14 protein-coding genes and 2 pseudogenes are annotated in these 15,116 nt (G+C 38.8%); 5 read left to right on the top strand and 11 right to left on the bottom strand.

Going from position 1 to position 15,116, the window contains the following annotated elements; genetic code table 11:
• Positions 1-90: 90 nt before the first annotated feature.
• Positions 91-237, bottom strand: a complete 147-nt coding sequence (locus AC1TO6_RS19615) for a hypothetical protein (RefSeq protein ID WP_482103291.1) — start codon at positions 235-237, stop codon at positions 91-93.
• Between the two features lie 178 nt (positions 238-415).
• Between AC1TO6_RS19615 and AC1TO6_RS19610 the strand changes: the two genes are divergently transcribed.
• Positions 416-790, top strand: coding sequence for a hypothetical protein (locus AC1TO6_RS19610; protein WP_482103290.1), 375 nt, complete (start codon positions 416-418; stop codon positions 788-790).
• Positions 791-1,374: 584 nt separating this feature from the next.
• On the opposite strand, the gene AC1TO6_RS19605 is transcribed toward AC1TO6_RS19610, so the two are convergent.
• The 4 genes and pseudogenes from AC1TO6_RS19605 to AC1TO6_RS19590 form a co-directional block, all read right to left on the bottom strand.
• Positions 1,375-2,058: a hypothetical protein gene (locus AC1TO6_RS19605; protein WP_482103289.1), complete on the bottom strand. Its 684-nt coding sequence runs from the start codon at positions 2,056-2,058 to the stop codon at positions 1,375-1,377.
• 285 nt (positions 2,059-2,343) lie between these two features.
• A complete protein-coding gene (locus tag AC1TO6_RS19600) occupies positions 2,344-2,541 on the bottom strand; it encodes a hypothetical protein (RefSeq protein WP_482103288.1) in 198 nt (65 codons plus the stop codon).
• 107 nt (positions 2,542-2,648) lie between these two features.
• Entirely contained in the window at positions 2,649-3,032 is a 384-nt protein-coding gene (locus tag AC1TO6_RS19595) for a hypothetical protein (protein ID WP_482103287.1), read from the bottom strand.
• Positions 3,033-3,555: 523 nt separating this feature from the next.
• Positions 3,556-4,030: pseudogene (locus tag AC1TO6_RS19590) on the bottom strand (Lrp/AsnC family transcriptional regulator).
• A gap of 112 nt (positions 4,031-4,142) precedes the next feature.
• Between AC1TO6_RS19590 and AC1TO6_RS19585 the strand changes: the two are divergent.
• Positions 4,143-4,517 (top strand): annotated as a pseudogene (locus tag AC1TO6_RS19585) (cysteine hydrolase family protein); the annotation flags it as partial.
• Positions 4,518-4,824: 307 nt separating this feature from the next.
• On the opposite strand, the gene AC1TO6_RS19580 reads toward AC1TO6_RS19585, so the two are convergent.
• The 6 genes from AC1TO6_RS19580 to AC1TO6_RS19555 form a co-directional block, all read right to left on the bottom strand.
• Complete coding sequence (locus AC1TO6_RS19580; RefSeq protein WP_482103286.1) at positions 4,825-6,015, bottom strand: DUF4097 family beta strand repeat-containing protein; 1,191 nt, start codon at positions 6,013-6,015, stop codon at positions 4,825-4,827.
• Between the two features lie 85 nt (positions 6,016-6,100).
• Positions 6,101-8,974: an excinuclease ABC subunit UvrA gene (gene uvrA / locus AC1TO6_RS19575; protein ID WP_482103285.1), complete on the bottom strand. Its 2,874-nt coding sequence runs from the start codon at positions 8,972-8,974 to the stop codon at positions 6,101-6,103.
• Positions 8,975-8,980: 6 nt separating this feature from the next.
• Complete coding sequence (gene uvrB, locus AC1TO6_RS19570; protein WP_482103284.1) at positions 8,981-10,963, bottom strand: excinuclease ABC subunit UvrB; 1,983 nt, start codon at positions 10,961-10,963, stop codon at positions 8,981-8,983.
• A gap of 153 nt (positions 10,964-11,116) precedes the next feature.
• Positions 11,117-11,353, bottom strand: a complete 237-nt coding sequence (locus AC1TO6_RS19565; RefSeq protein WP_482103283.1) for an IDEAL domain-containing protein — start codon at positions 11,351-11,353, stop codon at positions 11,117-11,119.
• A 139-nt stretch (positions 11,354-11,492) separates the two neighbouring features.
• The gene (locus AC1TO6_RS19560; RefSeq protein ID WP_482103282.1) at positions 11,493-12,704 is read right to left on the bottom strand and encodes an ABC transporter permease; all 1,212 of its coding nucleotides are present in this window, start codon (positions 12,702-12,704) and stop codon (positions 11,493-11,495) included.
• Complete coding sequence (locus tag AC1TO6_RS19555) at positions 12,688-13,437, bottom strand: ABC transporter ATP-binding protein (protein WP_482103281.1); 750 nt, start codon at positions 13,435-13,437, stop codon at positions 12,688-12,690. The genes AC1TO6_RS19560 and AC1TO6_RS19555 overlap by 17 nt, the downstream gene beginning before the upstream one ends.
• A 119-nt stretch (positions 13,438-13,556) precedes the next feature.
• On the opposite strand from AC1TO6_RS19555, the gene AC1TO6_RS19550 reads away from it, so the two are divergent.
• From AC1TO6_RS19550 to AC1TO6_RS19540, 3 genes are all read left to right on the top strand, one after another.
• Positions 13,557-13,982 (top strand): HIT family protein, encoded by a 426-nt coding sequence (locus AC1TO6_RS19550; RefSeq protein ID WP_482103280.1) that lies wholly within the window; start codon positions 13,557-13,559, stop codon positions 13,980-13,982.
• 112 nt (positions 13,983-14,094) lie between these two features.
• Positions 14,095-14,619: a tryptophan transporter gene (locus AC1TO6_RS19545; protein WP_482103279.1), complete on the top strand. Its 525-nt coding sequence runs from the start codon at positions 14,095-14,097 to the stop codon at positions 14,617-14,619.
• 126 nt (positions 14,620-14,745) lie between these two features.
• On the top strand, positions 14,746-15,108 hold the full coding sequence (locus tag AC1TO6_RS19540; RefSeq protein ID WP_482103278.1) for a YtxH domain-containing protein: 363 nt from the start codon (positions 14,746-14,748) through the stop codon (positions 15,106-15,108).
• The last annotated feature ends 8 nt before the right edge of the window (positions 15,109-15,116 follow it).

The raw sequence follows: 15,116 nt of genomic DNA, 5'->3' as shown, positions 1-15,116 counted from the left end.
ACGTCCTACCCTGGCTACTGATATATTAAATCCTATAAAAATAAGGTCAACCAGTAAAAACTGGTTAACCTTATAATACGAAAGCACCCGTTAGTGCAACATATTAAATACTAAAGCAATTAGATAAAGTGGGACTCCGACAATTAACATTCCAACAAAAAGATAACAAATACTCGTGAAAATAAACTTAAAGAAATCATAGATAGCTCCTGCTAAATCGTCAGTAAATCTTGCCATTTCTATCCCTCCATAAACTGCCCTGTTAGTTTAATAAGAATAACATTACTGTTGTTCCACTAAAGCACCCGTTAGTTGAACAAGGAATGACCCCTTATCTCTTCTTTAACTTGAAATATAGTTATAGTATCTATAATAATGATAATGGGTAATATTGGAGGCGTTAATATGAAAATATTTGAAAGTTATTCTTTCACTCGACCTTTTCATAATAAAAATTTTAGGAATTAATGATTCTGATGACTTTAGCATCTATGTAGATCAAAGAACGATAGAAGTTTTGGGTTACTTAGTCATTTATAAAAATTCAAAAATAGAAAAAAATGTTAACTTGATATGTTTAGTTGAGAATGATACAAGAGATGATAAAGAAACTATTAGGTACGCACAACGATTTGCCATGGATATGTCAACTCAAGCAACTTTTGGACCAGAAGATTTTATTGTTCGAAAAACTAATACTAATCCGAGGGTAGTTTCAAAGCCTTTTATCGATTTTGCAAAAAAAATCATTGGTAATGACATACCACAATATATTATAGATGAAGAGTGACGTACCTTACGATCTCACCAAAAATGCATCAATGTAATTTGCCCTTGTTCAATTAATCTGCCTCTTTAGTTGAACAAGAAAAGGATGCTTAACTCCTATTTGAAGGAAAGCACCCGTTAATGGAGGAAAATGTAAGCTGAAACTGAAAGTACAAATACTGATGTTACAAACGAGATAATCGCATTTTTTTCGTTTCGACTTCAATTCAGATAACCCGTTGAATAAAATTATTGTCCCTACAATTGACAACATATAGGGAGAGAAACTTTTAGTAACAGTACCAGTAATCAAAGCCCAAATAGATAAAATGACTAGCACTACTGCAAGAATAGTCCTCATAACCCTCAAGGAAATTCTTCCTTTCCTTCTGTACCAGAATCGACAGCCCTGTATTGCTATCGTACCCATTACTTCAACAGGCAATATGCTTTCCAATTCACTAACGACTACGCTTTTTGGATAAAGCAACAAGCCAACCAATATACCAAAAGAGAAAAATAGTAAAAATGGAATGATTGTTGTAAATAAATATCTATCTCTTTCGTGACTTCTTATTGAAAAAACCTGCTTTGTTGATTAAATAATTATTGTACATGAATCGATTTTCGTAAGTCTTTTAAGAGCGGGTCCATCGCATCTGCACCTTCTATTGGATATTGAAAAGTAATCACTAGTGCATGTTCATCAATCTCATATGCAATAAATCCTTTCATTGGATGGTCGCCATAAAATTGTGTTTTTCCTATCAAACCATTTTCTTCAACCGGTGTGCTTTTCAATTCATAACCTTCTTCAAAACTTTCTTCATATCCTTCTGTTTCAAATCTTTCTTGCAGATTCGATACAGCTTTTTCAAGATTTGCGTGCTCTATCATCTCTAACGTTATCTTATAGTCATCATATTGATTTGAATAAGTTATTTGGTTGTTGCTCACTTCAGGAACACCGAATACCTCGTCTAATTGATAAGCAATACCATATGTTGTTATATGATAATTAATAACTTTAATTTCCTGGTCCTGTCCTTCATTTTTTCTAATGACTGTTTCGGTAGAGCCTGTATGAATCTCCATGCTGGTTTCATTAACTTGAACCACATCTTTTGAATTCGATTGGTTTTTATCATTTTCTGGAATTTCTTTTTCCACTTCTTCTTCATGATTATTCGTATCATCGCTAATTTGATTATTATTTGTTTGATTCCCCTCGTTACTACAAGCCATTAATAATCCAATTATTGTAATAATACCTAGCAACTTTTTCACCATTAGTCTTCCACCCCCTTTACGTTTAAAATAGTACTTCAATAGTAGACAATCCTCTATTCCTTAATCAATCACTTGCTGTATCTTTTCTATATTACCCACCCCTTTTTCCACAATATGGCCAGATTGCAGAATAGGTGCACAAGGAATTATTGAGAGATTGACACTTTATTAATAGTCAACAAATGCTCTTCTTGCAGCAAAAGTTGCGTTGGGTCAACAACCTCGTGTAATAGTAAGATTAGACTTTTCTCTCCTCTTAGTTCAACTTGATTTGAATTTAATAAGTTAGCTAGGTGCGATGTGATTACGAATATACTGTAATAACTCACGCAACTCCCACTCTTTTTTTACTCCACTAAAAATTTCTACCTGTATTGGGTAATCAAACCCTGGAATCAACCATGGTTCACTCTCTACAAAATCAAGAGAAGCATTACCTAATCCCAATTTCTGGTCTGATGCTAAATTATAATAATTCGTCATTATACTCCCTCTTTTCGATTATCTAATCCGTTAGTGAAAATACATATCCATCTGGAACGCTAAGGAGTGGTTTTTTTATGCAAAAAATGACACCGCTTAATGCGCTATCACTTATCAGTTGTTAATATTATTTTTTCTGTTTGTCCCTCCCACATTATTTCCACTTCAATTTCTTCATCCTTTTGGATCATTTCACAGTTCCCGCAAGTTACACTTTTAAATTTTACAGCTCCATATTTCAATGGACTTTCTTCTCCGCTATTCCCTTGGCTTTTATTATTATATTCAATTTTATAATCTATCGTTTCTGGAGCTTTGTTATCTCCTATATACTTAATTTCCCCAGAAGCTTGTTGCTCAACTTCGTTCGAAACTACTACTTCATAAAGAGCATCCCAGTTATCTCCACTTACTGAAAAACTATATCTTTCCCCATCCACACAGCCACTCATTAAAAACACTAAAGTAACCAATAGGAAAATCTGTTTCAACTCAATCACTCCCATGAGTTTTTTAAAATTAGCACTATCGTTTATTTTTCCCTCTTCTTAACTATATTACCCTATTATTCAGAAAATACATTTGATTGGTCTTAACTTAACAATGTTATCCATTATCCCTCTAGTAAAAGAATCACTACCGCAGAATTTGCAAATAAATTTTTGTTCATCCATTATTATCACCTCAAAAAGTAGTATTTATTAATGCATACGCTTATTTGATAGAAAAGTTTCAAAAGAAAAAAAGAACATAATTTACAGTACGAACACACTATGCTTGTTGAACTAACCTGCTTCGTTAGTTCAATAAGAAAAAAAGCTTTACTCCTTCTTGAAGTAAAGCACTCGTTAGTTTAAGTCTAATTCTTCACAAAGTTAATTAAGAACAATCTCCTTGCACGCTCTCATCCCCAAATAACATGATGTGTATCTTCTCTAAAAAAATCCCTAGCTCGGACATGATATGTACCAAGCTAGGGCTATTTTACACATAATTTAGTAACGGTCTTTACATTCATACATGAGGACCAGAAGAGCATTTTTCGCTAGATTCTAATGTGGCATTATAACGTTTTTTTACTTCCTTAATAGACAAATAGAGCTGATAGTTTCCGTATTTCAATAAATCATTCAATAGATTATTTAAAACATCTTGTGAACCAACCGTAATCCTCAAATGATAACAAGCATCTCCCGAAACACGATGCGCTTCGGTAATTTCACTACGAACATCAATAAATTTCAGTAAATCATCATGCGTATGAGCATTCATAAAAATGAGGACAAAGGCTGTATAAGGAAACCCCATCTTCAATTCATCAATCACGATAGAATAAGCTTGAATGATCCCGTTATCCTCCATTTTTTTTTACGCGATTGCCAACAGCTTGTCCTGTCATATGAATTTTCACACCGATATCTTTCCATTGTATACGAGCGTTATCATTTAATTGTTGTAGTATTTGAATATCAATTGAATCAATTTGCATAGTAATTCCTTTCACAGTGAAATTGTTTTCAATAATGGTGTTTCATAAGATCATCGAAAATCCAATTAATTCCGATTATTATTATACTATAAAAAATGAAGAGGTAAAGAAAATGACAAAAGCTTTATTAGTGATTGATATTCAAAATGATTATTTTCCAAATGGAAAGATGTCTTTAACAAACCCGGATCAAGCAGCACAAAATGCGGCGAAATTGCTAACACACTTCAGACAAACAGGCTCACCAATCTTTCCTGTACAGCATATCACAGAAGGTGAAGTCGTTCCTTTTTTCCATCCAAATACAGAAGGTGTCGAAATTCATGAGTCAGTACGCCCATTAAAAGGCGAGACAGTCATTGTAAAACATATGCCAAATAGCTTCTTCAATACAAACTTACATGAAATACTACAAGAACAAGACATTAATGAATTTCTCGTTTGTGGAATGATTTCACATATGTGTATTGATGCAACAGTTAAAACAACAGAGGCATTTTTACAATGAACCTCCCACGACTGAAGTCACGGGTGTTTTCGGCTTAATCATAAAATGCGAAATACGCTTTCCTAAATAGGCCATCCTGCGGAGCGAATTCGTTGTAGCTGATGCGATAAGACTGATGGAGGATACAGTTCAATCCTTCCCTGGTCTTCTTTCCGGCTTATCGCGGGAGGCATCCACAAGGCGCAGAAGCGGTATTAGCAGGACTTCTAATTCTATCCATTAAAAAAGAACAGTTGTTGCACCTATAAACCGGTGCACAACTGTTCTTTCAGTAACTCTGGTTAATCTATTCTTTTTTCGCATTATAACAAACAAGCACAGAACCCGTTTTTGCTTCACCAAAGATATGAAGGGGTGATGTATTTCCTTCCACGTCTTTCTTAAAGCGAATTGTCCGTTGCAACAATTGTTCTTGCTCAACAGTCCGATTGACATCATCCAGCTGAAGGTCAAGGCGACCCATGTTGGACGCGATTTCACCTGATAAGGCAGAGCCAGCGGGAATGTAAATTTCAACCGATCCACTCATTGTTTTTGCTTCAATTTTTTCTGCGGCAGGATCCGTTGTTGTAACAACGACATGTCCGTTTAGGGATTGTGCTTCTACATCTTTCACAGCCCCGTCGATATACACTCGGCCATTCAGCGTTTCCGCTTCAATCGTATTACCCGTAACGCTGTTTAATGCGATTGCACCATTCACCGTTTCAAATTCACCGTTTTTAAACGTCAATTCTGCAATCTCAATTTTCCCATTCGCAGTCTTTACACGCACCTTATCCGCTGTTGCGTCTTTCATCTTAAACGAACCGTTCATCAATTGGACGGATATTTTTGCATAGTCTTTTTTCGGGATATATAATTCAACATTCACTTGTGCCATTTTCATATCACTTGAAAGTCTAATTTTCCCTTCATCGTTAACGAACAACAATTTTTCAAGAAAATCTTTTTTGGCTTTTTCTTCTGATTCACTATTATAACTTTTCACCGTAAAGTCTGCGCGAACTTCTTCCGTTTCACCAGTGTGAATTGTTACTTTACCATTGTCGACATCAATCACTACCTTATCGATACCGCTAGCATTCTTGGCCATCGTATGGGTGAATGTTTGAGAATTTCCAAACGGTGAATCGAATTCAAATGTTTTCACTTTTTGTACGGCAGTCTGCATGAATTGCATAAACCTGTCCCCGACATTTGAGAAATCTTTTCGTAAATCCTCAAGGAATTCATCCATTGAAGGATGTCCCTGTTCCTTATTCTCAGCGTTTGGTTCTACTTTTTCGAACGGATCAACCTTATCCTGTTTTTGGCTCATAGGTTCTTCGTTAGACTCATATGTTTTCTTTTCTATTGGTTGTGCAGTTGCTGGTTGGTTCGTCTGTCCCAATGTTTCTAGAAGTGTCAATGCTTCGTCAGTCGTGATTGTACCGTTTTCCAACATTGTTAAAATCCGTTTCCGTTCAGTTTGCATAATTACTCCTCCTAGTATGGTGGTGATTCGGATTTCTCCGTAAATTTACATCTAAGTATATATACGAACAGATGTGAAAAAAGTTTCATTTCACAACTTTTTCAGCATCCCCAATCATAATCTCCATCCTTTTTCTTTCCCGCTCAAGAATCGGTTTTAAATAGTATCCTGTATAGGAAACGCTAGACTCAGCTACTTTTTCAGGAGTACCTGTCGCAATAACTTTTCCGCCTTTGTCACCGCCCTCAGGACCTATATCAATAATGTAATCAACGGTTTTTATCACATCAAGGTTGTGTTCAATTACCAGCACAGTATTGCCCGTATCCACAAGTCTCTGTAACACAACTAGTAATTTGGCAATATCATGGACATGCAAACCGGTGGTCGGCTCATCAAGGATATAGAACGACTTTCCGTTTGAGCGTTTATGCAATTCAGATGCCAGTTTCACACGTTGTGCCTCACCACCTGACAATGTTGTCGCAGGCTGTCCAAGCTTTATATAACCTAGCCCCACATCTACAATTGTTTGAAGTTTACGGTTTATCTTTGGAATATTTTCAAAGTACAATAATGCGTCATCCACCGTCATAGCTAGAACATCCGCAATATTTTTCCCTTTATATGTTACTTCCAGTGTTTCACGATTATATCGTTTTCCATGGCAAACCTCACATGGTACATAAACGTCTGGTAAGAAGTGCATTTCTATTTTAATAATCCCATCACCGCGGCATGCTTCACAGCGACCACCCTTAACGTTGAAGCTGAAACGACCTTTTTTATATCCCCGAACTTTTGCCTCATTCGTCGATGCAAAAACATCCCGGACATCATCGAACATGCCCGTGTAGGTCGCAGGATTGGACCTAGGCGTACGTCCGATTGGCGATTGATCAATTTCAATAACTTTTTCAAGTTCCTCAAGACCAGTTACAGTTTTATATTGTCCCGGCTTCTGCTTTGATCTGTTCAGTTTCTGGGCAAGTACTTTATAGAGTACTTCATTGACTAGTGAACTTTTCCCTGAACCTGAGACGCCTGTAACCGCTATAAATTGCCCTAGCGGAATATCTACATTTACATTTTTTAAATTATTTTCAGAAGCGCCCTTAATAACGACTTCACGGCCATCAGGTTTACGTCGTTCCAAAGGCAGCTGTATGAATTTTTTGCCACTTAGATACTGACCTGTCAGTGATTTCGGATCATTCATCACGTGTTCAGGCGTACCCGCAGAAACGATTTCTCCGCCTGCGACACCTGCACCTGGTCCTATATCTATCAAATAATCAGCCGCCATCATTGTATCCTCATCATGTTCAACGACGATTAGTGTGTTGCCAATATCACGCATACTTTTAAGTGTACTAATCAGCCTATCATTATCACGTTGGTGGAGTCCTATTGATGGTTCATCCAAAATGTAGAGGACACCTGTTAGTCTCGACCCAATTTGTGTTGCCAATCGAATTCGTTGCGCTTCTCCTCCAGAAAGAGTTCCCGCTGCTCTTGAAAGCGACAAGTAGTCGAGTCCTACATTAATAAGGAATCCAATCCGCTCTTCGATTTCTCGTAAAATGAGTTTCGCGATTTGTGTATCTTTTTCAGATAGTACAAGGTTTTTGAAAAACCGGTCTGCTTCAACAATGGAGAGTTCCGTCACTTTCCCGATATGGACATCGTTTACTTTGACCGCGAGTGATTCCTTTTTCAATCGATAACCTGCACACGTAGGGCATGGTCGCTGTGACATGTACTTCTCCATTTGTTCACGTATATAATCAGATGATGTTTCCTTAAAACGGCGTTCCACATTTGCTAAAACACCTTCAAAATAAATGTTGTTATCCCGCGTTCCCCCGAATTCGTTTGTATAACGGAATCGGATCTTTTCATCGTCTGAACCATTTAATAGTTTATCAAGGTCGTCCTGTGCTAATTCACTAACCGGCACATTCATGGCTATGCCAAAATGATCTGCGACAGTTTTTAAAAGTTCCGGATAGTATTGAGAACTTGTCGGAGCCCATGGAACAATTGCATTATCTTTTAAGGTGAGTGTTAGATCTGGTATCACTAACTCCGGATCTACCTCTTGCTTTGTCCCTAGCCCGTCACATTCCTGACAAGCACCAAACGGACTATTGAACGAAAACATTCTCGGTTCCAATTCACCAATTGAAAACCCGCATAATGGACAAGCATGGTGTTCACTAAACAGGATTTCTTCTCCATCCATAACATCAACCATTACAGTTCCTTCAGCGAGCCGAAGAGCCGATTCAAGAGAGTCACTCAGACGCGGTGCTATGTCTTCCTTAATGACAATCCGGTCAATGACGACTTCTATTGTATGCTTCTTGTTTTTGTTCAATTCGATATTGTCATCCAAGTCAATGATTTCACCATTTACACGTATACGCACGTAACCTTGTTTCTTTATATCTTCAATCAGTTTGACATGCGTTCCCTTTCGACCCGAAACAATCGGTGCAAGCACTTGAATTCGTGCACGATCTGGCAGTTTCATCAGATGATCGACCATTTGCTCAATTGTCTGCGATGAGATTTCTGTTCCATGAATTGGACAGATTGGTTTCCCTACACGTGCATAGAGAAGTCGTAGATAATCATATATTTCAGTTGCAGTTCCGACAGTAGAACGAGGATTACGACTTGTCGTTTTCTGATCTATTGAAATCGCGGGCGATAGCCCTTCAATAACATCAACGTCAGGTTTGTCCATTTGTCCTAAAAACTGTCTGGCATAAGAGGACAAGGATTCAACGTACCTTCTTTGCCCTTCAGCGTAAATTGTATCGAAAGCAAGTGAAGATTTCCCGGAACCGGAAAGGCCGGTCATAACGACCAGTTGATCACGAGGAATCTTCACATCTATATTTTTCAAGTTATGCGCACGTGCGCCCTGTATGACAATTTCTTTATTTTTCATAAAATCCTACCTTTCAGACTTCAACTCCAAGATCGTATCCCTTATTTCAGCAGCACGTTCGAAGTCGAGTGCTTTTGCAGCTTCTTTCATCTCTTTCTCCAGAGTTACTAAAAGTGTCATTTTTTCGTCCTTCGTCAGCTTCTTGCCTTGTGTCACCTTTTCTAGATAAGTAATTGCTTCTTCAGATACGAGCGTTGCACGGATGACGTCGCGAATTTCTTTCTTGATAGTTGTCGGTGTTATGCCATGTTTCACGTTATATTCTCTTTGAATATCACGGCGTCGACGGGTTTCATCAATCGCTTTCGTCATGGAATCCGTCATTCGGTCGGCATACAAGATGACGTGACCATTCGAATTACGTGCTGCACGCCCCATCGTCTGGATGAGTGCACGCTCGGAACGAAGGAATCCTTCCTTATCCGCGTCTAGAATCACAACAAGTGATACTTCCGGAATATCGATTCCTTCTCTCAAAAGGTTAATGCCGATTAGCACGTCATATGTTCCAATTCTCAGTTCCCGAATGATTTCAATTCGTTCAAGCGTCTTGATTTCAGAATGAAGATACTGTACTTTTATACCAATTTCCTTTAGGTAGTCAGTTAAATCCTCTGACATTTTCTTCGTCAATGTCGTAATAAGTACCCGTTCGTTATTTTTCGTCCGTTCTCTAATTTGACCAATCAAGTCATCTATTTGCCCATTAATTGGACGGATTTCAATCGTCGGATCCAGTAGACCTGTTGGACGAATAATTTGTTGAATCATTTCGGGTGTATGTTCAATTTCGTAAGGACCGGGTGTTGCAGAAACATAAATAGCTTCATGTACATGACCTTCAAATTCCTGGAAAGTCAGCGGCCTGTTGTCAAGCGCTGAAGGTAAACGAAAACCATGTTCCACAAGTACTTTCTTCCTTGCCTGGTCACCGTTATACATTCCACGTATTTGAGGAAGTGAGACATGACTTTCATCTACAATGACTAGGAAATCATCTGGGAAATAGTCAAGGAGCGTGTAGGGTGTTGCCCCCGGCGGACGAAGTGTCAAATGGCGGGAATAGTTCTCTATACCAGAACAGAAGCCCATTTCCCTCATCATTTCAAGGTCATATCGCGTCCTCTGTTCAAGGCGCTGCGCTTCTAAAAGCTTATCTTGACTACGGAATTCTTTCAAACGTTCTTCTAGTTCGATTTCAATGTTTTCAATTGCCTTTACCATTTTGTCATCACCCGTAACGAAATGGGATGCTGGAAAAATGGCAACATGTTCTCGTTCACCCAGGATTTCACCAGTAAGTGAATCCACTTCACGAATGCGTTCAATTTCATCGCCAAAAAACTCGATGCGGAGGCATTGTTCATCCTGTGAAGCTGGCAAAAGTTCGACAACATCGCCGCGCACCCTGAATGTACCGCGTGTAAAACTTACATCATTCCGTTCGTATTGAATATCTACAAATTTACGGAGCAACTCATTGCGTCCAATCTCCATTCCCGGTCGTAGCGATACTACATGTTCATTATATTCTGTTGGGGAACCGAGACCATAAATACATGAGACGGAAGCGACGATTAGTACATCATTCCGTTCGAATAAAGAAGATGTAGCTGAGTGTCGCAACTTATCAATTTCATCGTTTATACTTGAGTCTTTTTCAATGAAGGTATCTGTATGAGCGATGTATGCTTCCGGCTGATAGTAATCATAGAAACTGACAAAGTACTCAACAGCGTTATCAGGGAAAAACTCTTTAAATTCACTATATAATTGACCAGCAAGTGTTTTGTTGTGGGCAATGACAAGTGTTGGTTTATTAATTTCTGTTAAGACGTTCGAGACTGTGAATGTTTTTCCGGTTCCAGTTGCACCGAGTAAAGTCTGGTGCTTCTCTCCCCGTTCATGACCCTCCAAAAGCTTCGCAATTGCATACGGCTGATCGCCTTGCGGAGTGTAAGGGGCTTGCAAATTAAATTTTTGGTTCATCGAAGTCACTCCCATATATACTACTTCTATCTTATCACTTTACCCATCTTTTGACGAGCAAAAAGCGAACATACGTTTTTCAATGGATTTATTTTCCAATTAAAGCGAAAAAAACGCTGCATGTCTATTCAACATGTAGCGTCAACTCACTTTTCAATCATTCTCTTCAATTTTAACAAGTCTTTCTGAATACAATAAGAAGGCGCTTTCATCCCGACAATCGAGTGCTGCATCAATTAAAACCGCGAGTCGATACTTTGTCTGCTCCCTGTGTAAATGTTTTAAGAAAAGATCCAAATAAATTTCATTCAACAACTTTTCCGCTTGAAGCGAAGAACTGTTTTTTCCGACGGCCTTCAAAAACTCGGCATATGAATAGTTGTTCTCCATCGCTCTCACCCCTGATGCCTTTTATATAGTATATCTAATTTCAGAGAGAAGTTGCAAGGGTTTTTTGAATATTCTATTTTTAATCTTTCACAAAAGATAAATCCCGTCTGCAGTTACTTACAAACGGGATGAATTGACCTTATTCATCTTCCTTCTTTTCCCCAGTCAATCTAATAGTAGCTTCAGAAGTAATGAGAATGACAGCCCCTACTAGAAATGGTATTGTCGAGACTCCATAAAGATATAGGGAAGCAACTGTAACAACTGCTGCTTGAATCCATTGAACCGAACGAACGATTTTCCTAATTGAGCCAGGTCGCGTGTCTTCCTTCTCAGGAAACAGCATATCCATTCGGAAATCATCCCCCGCACGCAATGCATAAATAAGCTGAACTGCCGAGGCAAATGCAAGCGCCCCTGAGAAAATGAATACAACGATTGGGAATGGAATGAATATTGCACCAAGTGCTGAAATTACAGTCAACCTCATCCATAACCAAAAAATATCATCGGTTCGAATAAATGTACGCTTAATCAGGTAGGTCTGTGAAACACTCTTGCCGAAAGTGGGAGAACCTGTTATAAATCCAAGCCAACCTCTTCTACTAACGGATCCTTTCAGATGCGGAACGTCCGTAAAGTAGTTAGCGAACCGGTAAAACCGCATCATACGATTCTGTTCAAGTGAAATAAAGTGATCGTATGGGAAAGGCTTTACCATCCTCTTTTTCCGCCAGTAGAAGTTGTACATTCCGATAAGGACTGCAATAACTGGAATGTAAAGGAAACTTCCTACAAGGAAAGCATAAATAAGTATTCCCGCCAATAAAAACCGCACGGCCCTATCCAACCAGACCTTATCTCCTTCTAAAACATGTCTGAAATTATATTCCGACTCAACGAATGCCCACTTAATAAGCACTATGAAGATTGCGATGGCGATGAATTCTGTTTTCGTTCCAGTCCCCGTGGCAGAAAGTAACGGGAGTGCCACTATATAAAGAATAAAAGGCAATGGCAATTGTGAGAAAAAGCTCCAACTTAAAGATCGTTTTATATAAGAACCTAGTTTATTTTCTAGCGGCAAAAAGTATACTGTATCTGCCGGTTTCAAGAGTGTCACGGGTGGCGATATAGCAAGGACAGCACCAAGTAAGACAGCCGTCAGTAGAGCCGCTGGAAAGTCTGCTGGCACTTCTTTTAGCCACTCACTATACGTGTATCCCCCCGCTCCAATTGTAAAAACAAGAACAATTGCCAAGTGTCCCGTAAATACATACTTCAAATACTTTTGAAGTTCGGTTATATAATGGACGAACCGAGAACCCCATATTTCACGCAAATTGTTCATTGTCATGATCCTCTGTCATCGCAATATACAAGTCATCCAATGATGCTCCTGGTCGTCCGAATGCTTTTCTCAAGTCATCCATCGTCCCTTCCGCCCGCACTCGTCCTTCGTGCAGCAAAATGATCCTGTCGCAATGTTTTTCCGCGGTCGACAAAACATGGGTCGACATGAGGATGGAAGCCCCGTTTTCTGTTCTTTCCGTCATCTGTTCCAACAGAGATTTGATAGCAATCGGATCAAGACCTACAAATGGCTCATCAATAATATATAAAGAAGGATTAACGAGAAATGCACACATAATCATTACTTTTTGGCGCATCCCTTTTGAAAAATGTGCAGGAAACCAGTTTAAACGTTTCTCCATACGGAATTCTTTCAATAACTCACCCGAACGAGCATCAAACACTTCTTTATCAAGACCGTACGCCATTGCCGTTAACTCCAGATGCTCCTTGAGCGTCAACTCTTCATAAAGAATTGGCGTTTCTGGAATATAAGTGAACGCCTTTCTATACCTCTCGGAATCCTCGCTGAACGTCACCCCATTCACTCGGATTTCTCCGCTATGGGGATTCATCAATCCAATAATATGTTTAATAGTCGTACTTTTACCCGCCCCATTGAGCCCAATTAGACCTACTAGCTCACCTTGTCCGATGTTAAAGGATAAATCATGCAGGACAGGCTTGCGTGTATAGCCTCCTGATACGTCTTTCAATTCAAGAATTTCCATACCCAACCTCCATTCTTCAATTCATTTTAGCAAAATACTGTGCAAAAAGCTTTCTACTTCATGCAGCTGCTAGTTAAAAATATGCTACACTTGTCCCATTCATGAAAAGGAGTGACGAAATGACTGCATGTATTTTTTGTAAAATCATTGAAGGCACCATCCCTAGCGTCAAAATCTATGAAGATGAGCACGTAATCGCTTTCATGGATATTATGCCTGTAACGAAAGGGCATACCCTAATCATCCCTAAAACACATCGCGAAAACATCTATGATTTAACTTCGGAAGAAGCGGCCCAGCTGTTTTCGGTTGTTCCGAAAATTGCCAACGCACTAAAAGATGAGTTCAAACCTTCAGGAATGAATTTACTCCAAAACAATGGTGCCCCCGCCGGTCAAGCCGTGTTTCACTTTCACTTGCACCTTATCCCTCGTTACGATGAAACGGATGGGTTCCAACCGACATTTGAGACAAATGAAGCAGAATCAGACAAAGAACGCATTCAGGAAATTGCACAAAGTATCCGTACAAAGTTGAGAAGTTAAGCTTGCAAAGTTTCTGAAAACAGTGTAATATTTGTAATAAGTTTTTCGTTGCCGATCATGAGGATACGTCAAGAAAAACTAAAATACTAGATGAGCCGAGGAGAGATTAGAAATGAAAACAAAAAATCTTGTGTTGATGTCATTATTGACTGCTGTGGGTACCGCATTATATTTAATCATTCCCCCAATTGCCGGTGGAATGAAGCCTGATTTCATGCTTACAATGATGTTTATTGGCATATTGTTATTTCCGGAAGTACGTAGTGTATTTTTACTAGGAATGACAAATGGTATCCTATCTGGAATGTTTTCATCCCTTCCAGGAAGTCTAATCCCGAATGTTATCGATAAATTAGTAACTGCATTTGTAGTCTATCTGGTTATTATCGCCTTCAAAAAGATTGCTAGCAACCTAGCAGCCGCTACTGTCGTTGCAGGGCTCGGTACACTATTATCAGGAACTATTTTCCTTTCAGTCGCAATTTTCATATTCAACATAAATCTACCATTTTCAGTTTTATTCCTAACAGTTGTACTTCCAGCTGTTGCAATGAACGCAGTTGCCTTTTTCCTGATCTATCCAATCGTTACAAACCTGGTAAAACGATCTTCGTTCAAAACTGCATTATCCAATTAAAATGACTACTCAAGCTTTCCGTCTACAAGAGGAAAGCTTTTTTTGATTGCTCAGAAACCTTATAAGTGTTTTAATTAAACTATAGTAAGGAATACTATTCATATACAGGAAGGAGTGCATTTTAGAATGAAAGCATCTACATTTTTCACCGGACTAGCAGCAGGTTCAGTCGCGGCTGCGGTTACGGTATTATATTCAACACCGCAATCAGGAAGACAACTACGAACATCTGTAAAAAGCGCTTCCAGCGACATGAAAGAGATGTTTAAAGATGTAAAAGTTAAAGTTGCTGATTTAAAAGAATCCATTTCACATTTGAAGAAAGAATCACGTGAAACTGTTCCCTCTGCAATTGAAGGGATAAATGATTCTGTTGAAAAATGGCAACAGTCTACTGAGCCAAATAGAGAACGGATGGAGAAAGAAATTGCTGCAATCCAAACCGCTCTTGAAGAACTCGAACAGACTATCGCGGCACAACAAAAATAAATTTAAAT

The organism is Sporosarcina sp. Y352, from assembly GCF_056786535.1.
This window is presented reverse-complemented; position numbering and strand designations above follow the sequence as displayed.

Excerpts from the sequence above, each read along its gene's own strand:
- AC1TO6_RS19615 (WP_482103291.1), bottom strand. The coding sequence starts at position 237 with ATGGCAAGATTTACTGACGATTTAGCAGGAGCTATCTATGATTTCTTT.
- uvrB (WP_482103284.1), bottom strand. The coding sequence starts at position 10,963 with ATGAACCAAAAATTTAATTTGCAAGCCCCTTACACTCCGCAAGGCGAT.
- AC1TO6_RS19560 (WP_482103282.1), bottom strand. The coding sequence starts at position 12,704 with ATGAACAATTTGCGTGAAATATGGGGTTCTCGGTTCGTCCATTATATA.
- AC1TO6_RS19555 (WP_482103281.1), bottom strand. The coding sequence starts at position 13,437 with ATGGAAATTCTTGAATTGAAAGACGTATCAGGAGGCTATACACGCAAG.
- AC1TO6_RS19545 (WP_482103279.1), top strand. The coding sequence starts at position 14,095 with ATGAAAACAAAAAATCTTGTGTTGATGTCATTATTGACTGCTGTGGGT.
- AC1TO6_RS19540 (WP_482103278.1), top strand. The coding sequence starts at position 14,746 with ATGAAAGCATCTACATTTTTCACCGGACTAGCAGCAGGTTCAGTCGCG.
- AC1TO6_RS19550 (WP_482103280.1), top strand. The coding sequence starts at position 13,557 with ATGACTGCATGTATTTTTTGTAAAATCATTGAAGGCACCATCCCTAGC.
- AC1TO6_RS19605 (WP_482103289.1), bottom strand. The coding sequence starts at position 2,058 with ATGGTGAAAAAGTTGCTAGGTATTATTACAATAATTGGATTATTAATG.
- AC1TO6_RS19580 (WP_482103286.1), bottom strand. The coding sequence starts at position 6,015 with ATGCAAACTGAACGGAAACGGATTTTAACAATGTTGGAAAACGGTACA.
- uvrA (WP_482103285.1), bottom strand. The coding sequence starts at position 8,974 with ATGAAAAATAAAGAAATTGTCATACAGGGCGCACGTGCGCATAACTTG.
- AC1TO6_RS19600 (WP_482103288.1), bottom strand. The coding sequence starts at position 2,541 with ATGACGAATTATTATAATTTAGCATCAGACCAGAAATTGGGATTAGGT.
- AC1TO6_RS19565 (WP_482103283.1), bottom strand. The coding sequence starts at position 11,353 with ATGGAGAACAACTATTCATATGCCGAGTTTTTGAAGGCCGTCGGAAAA.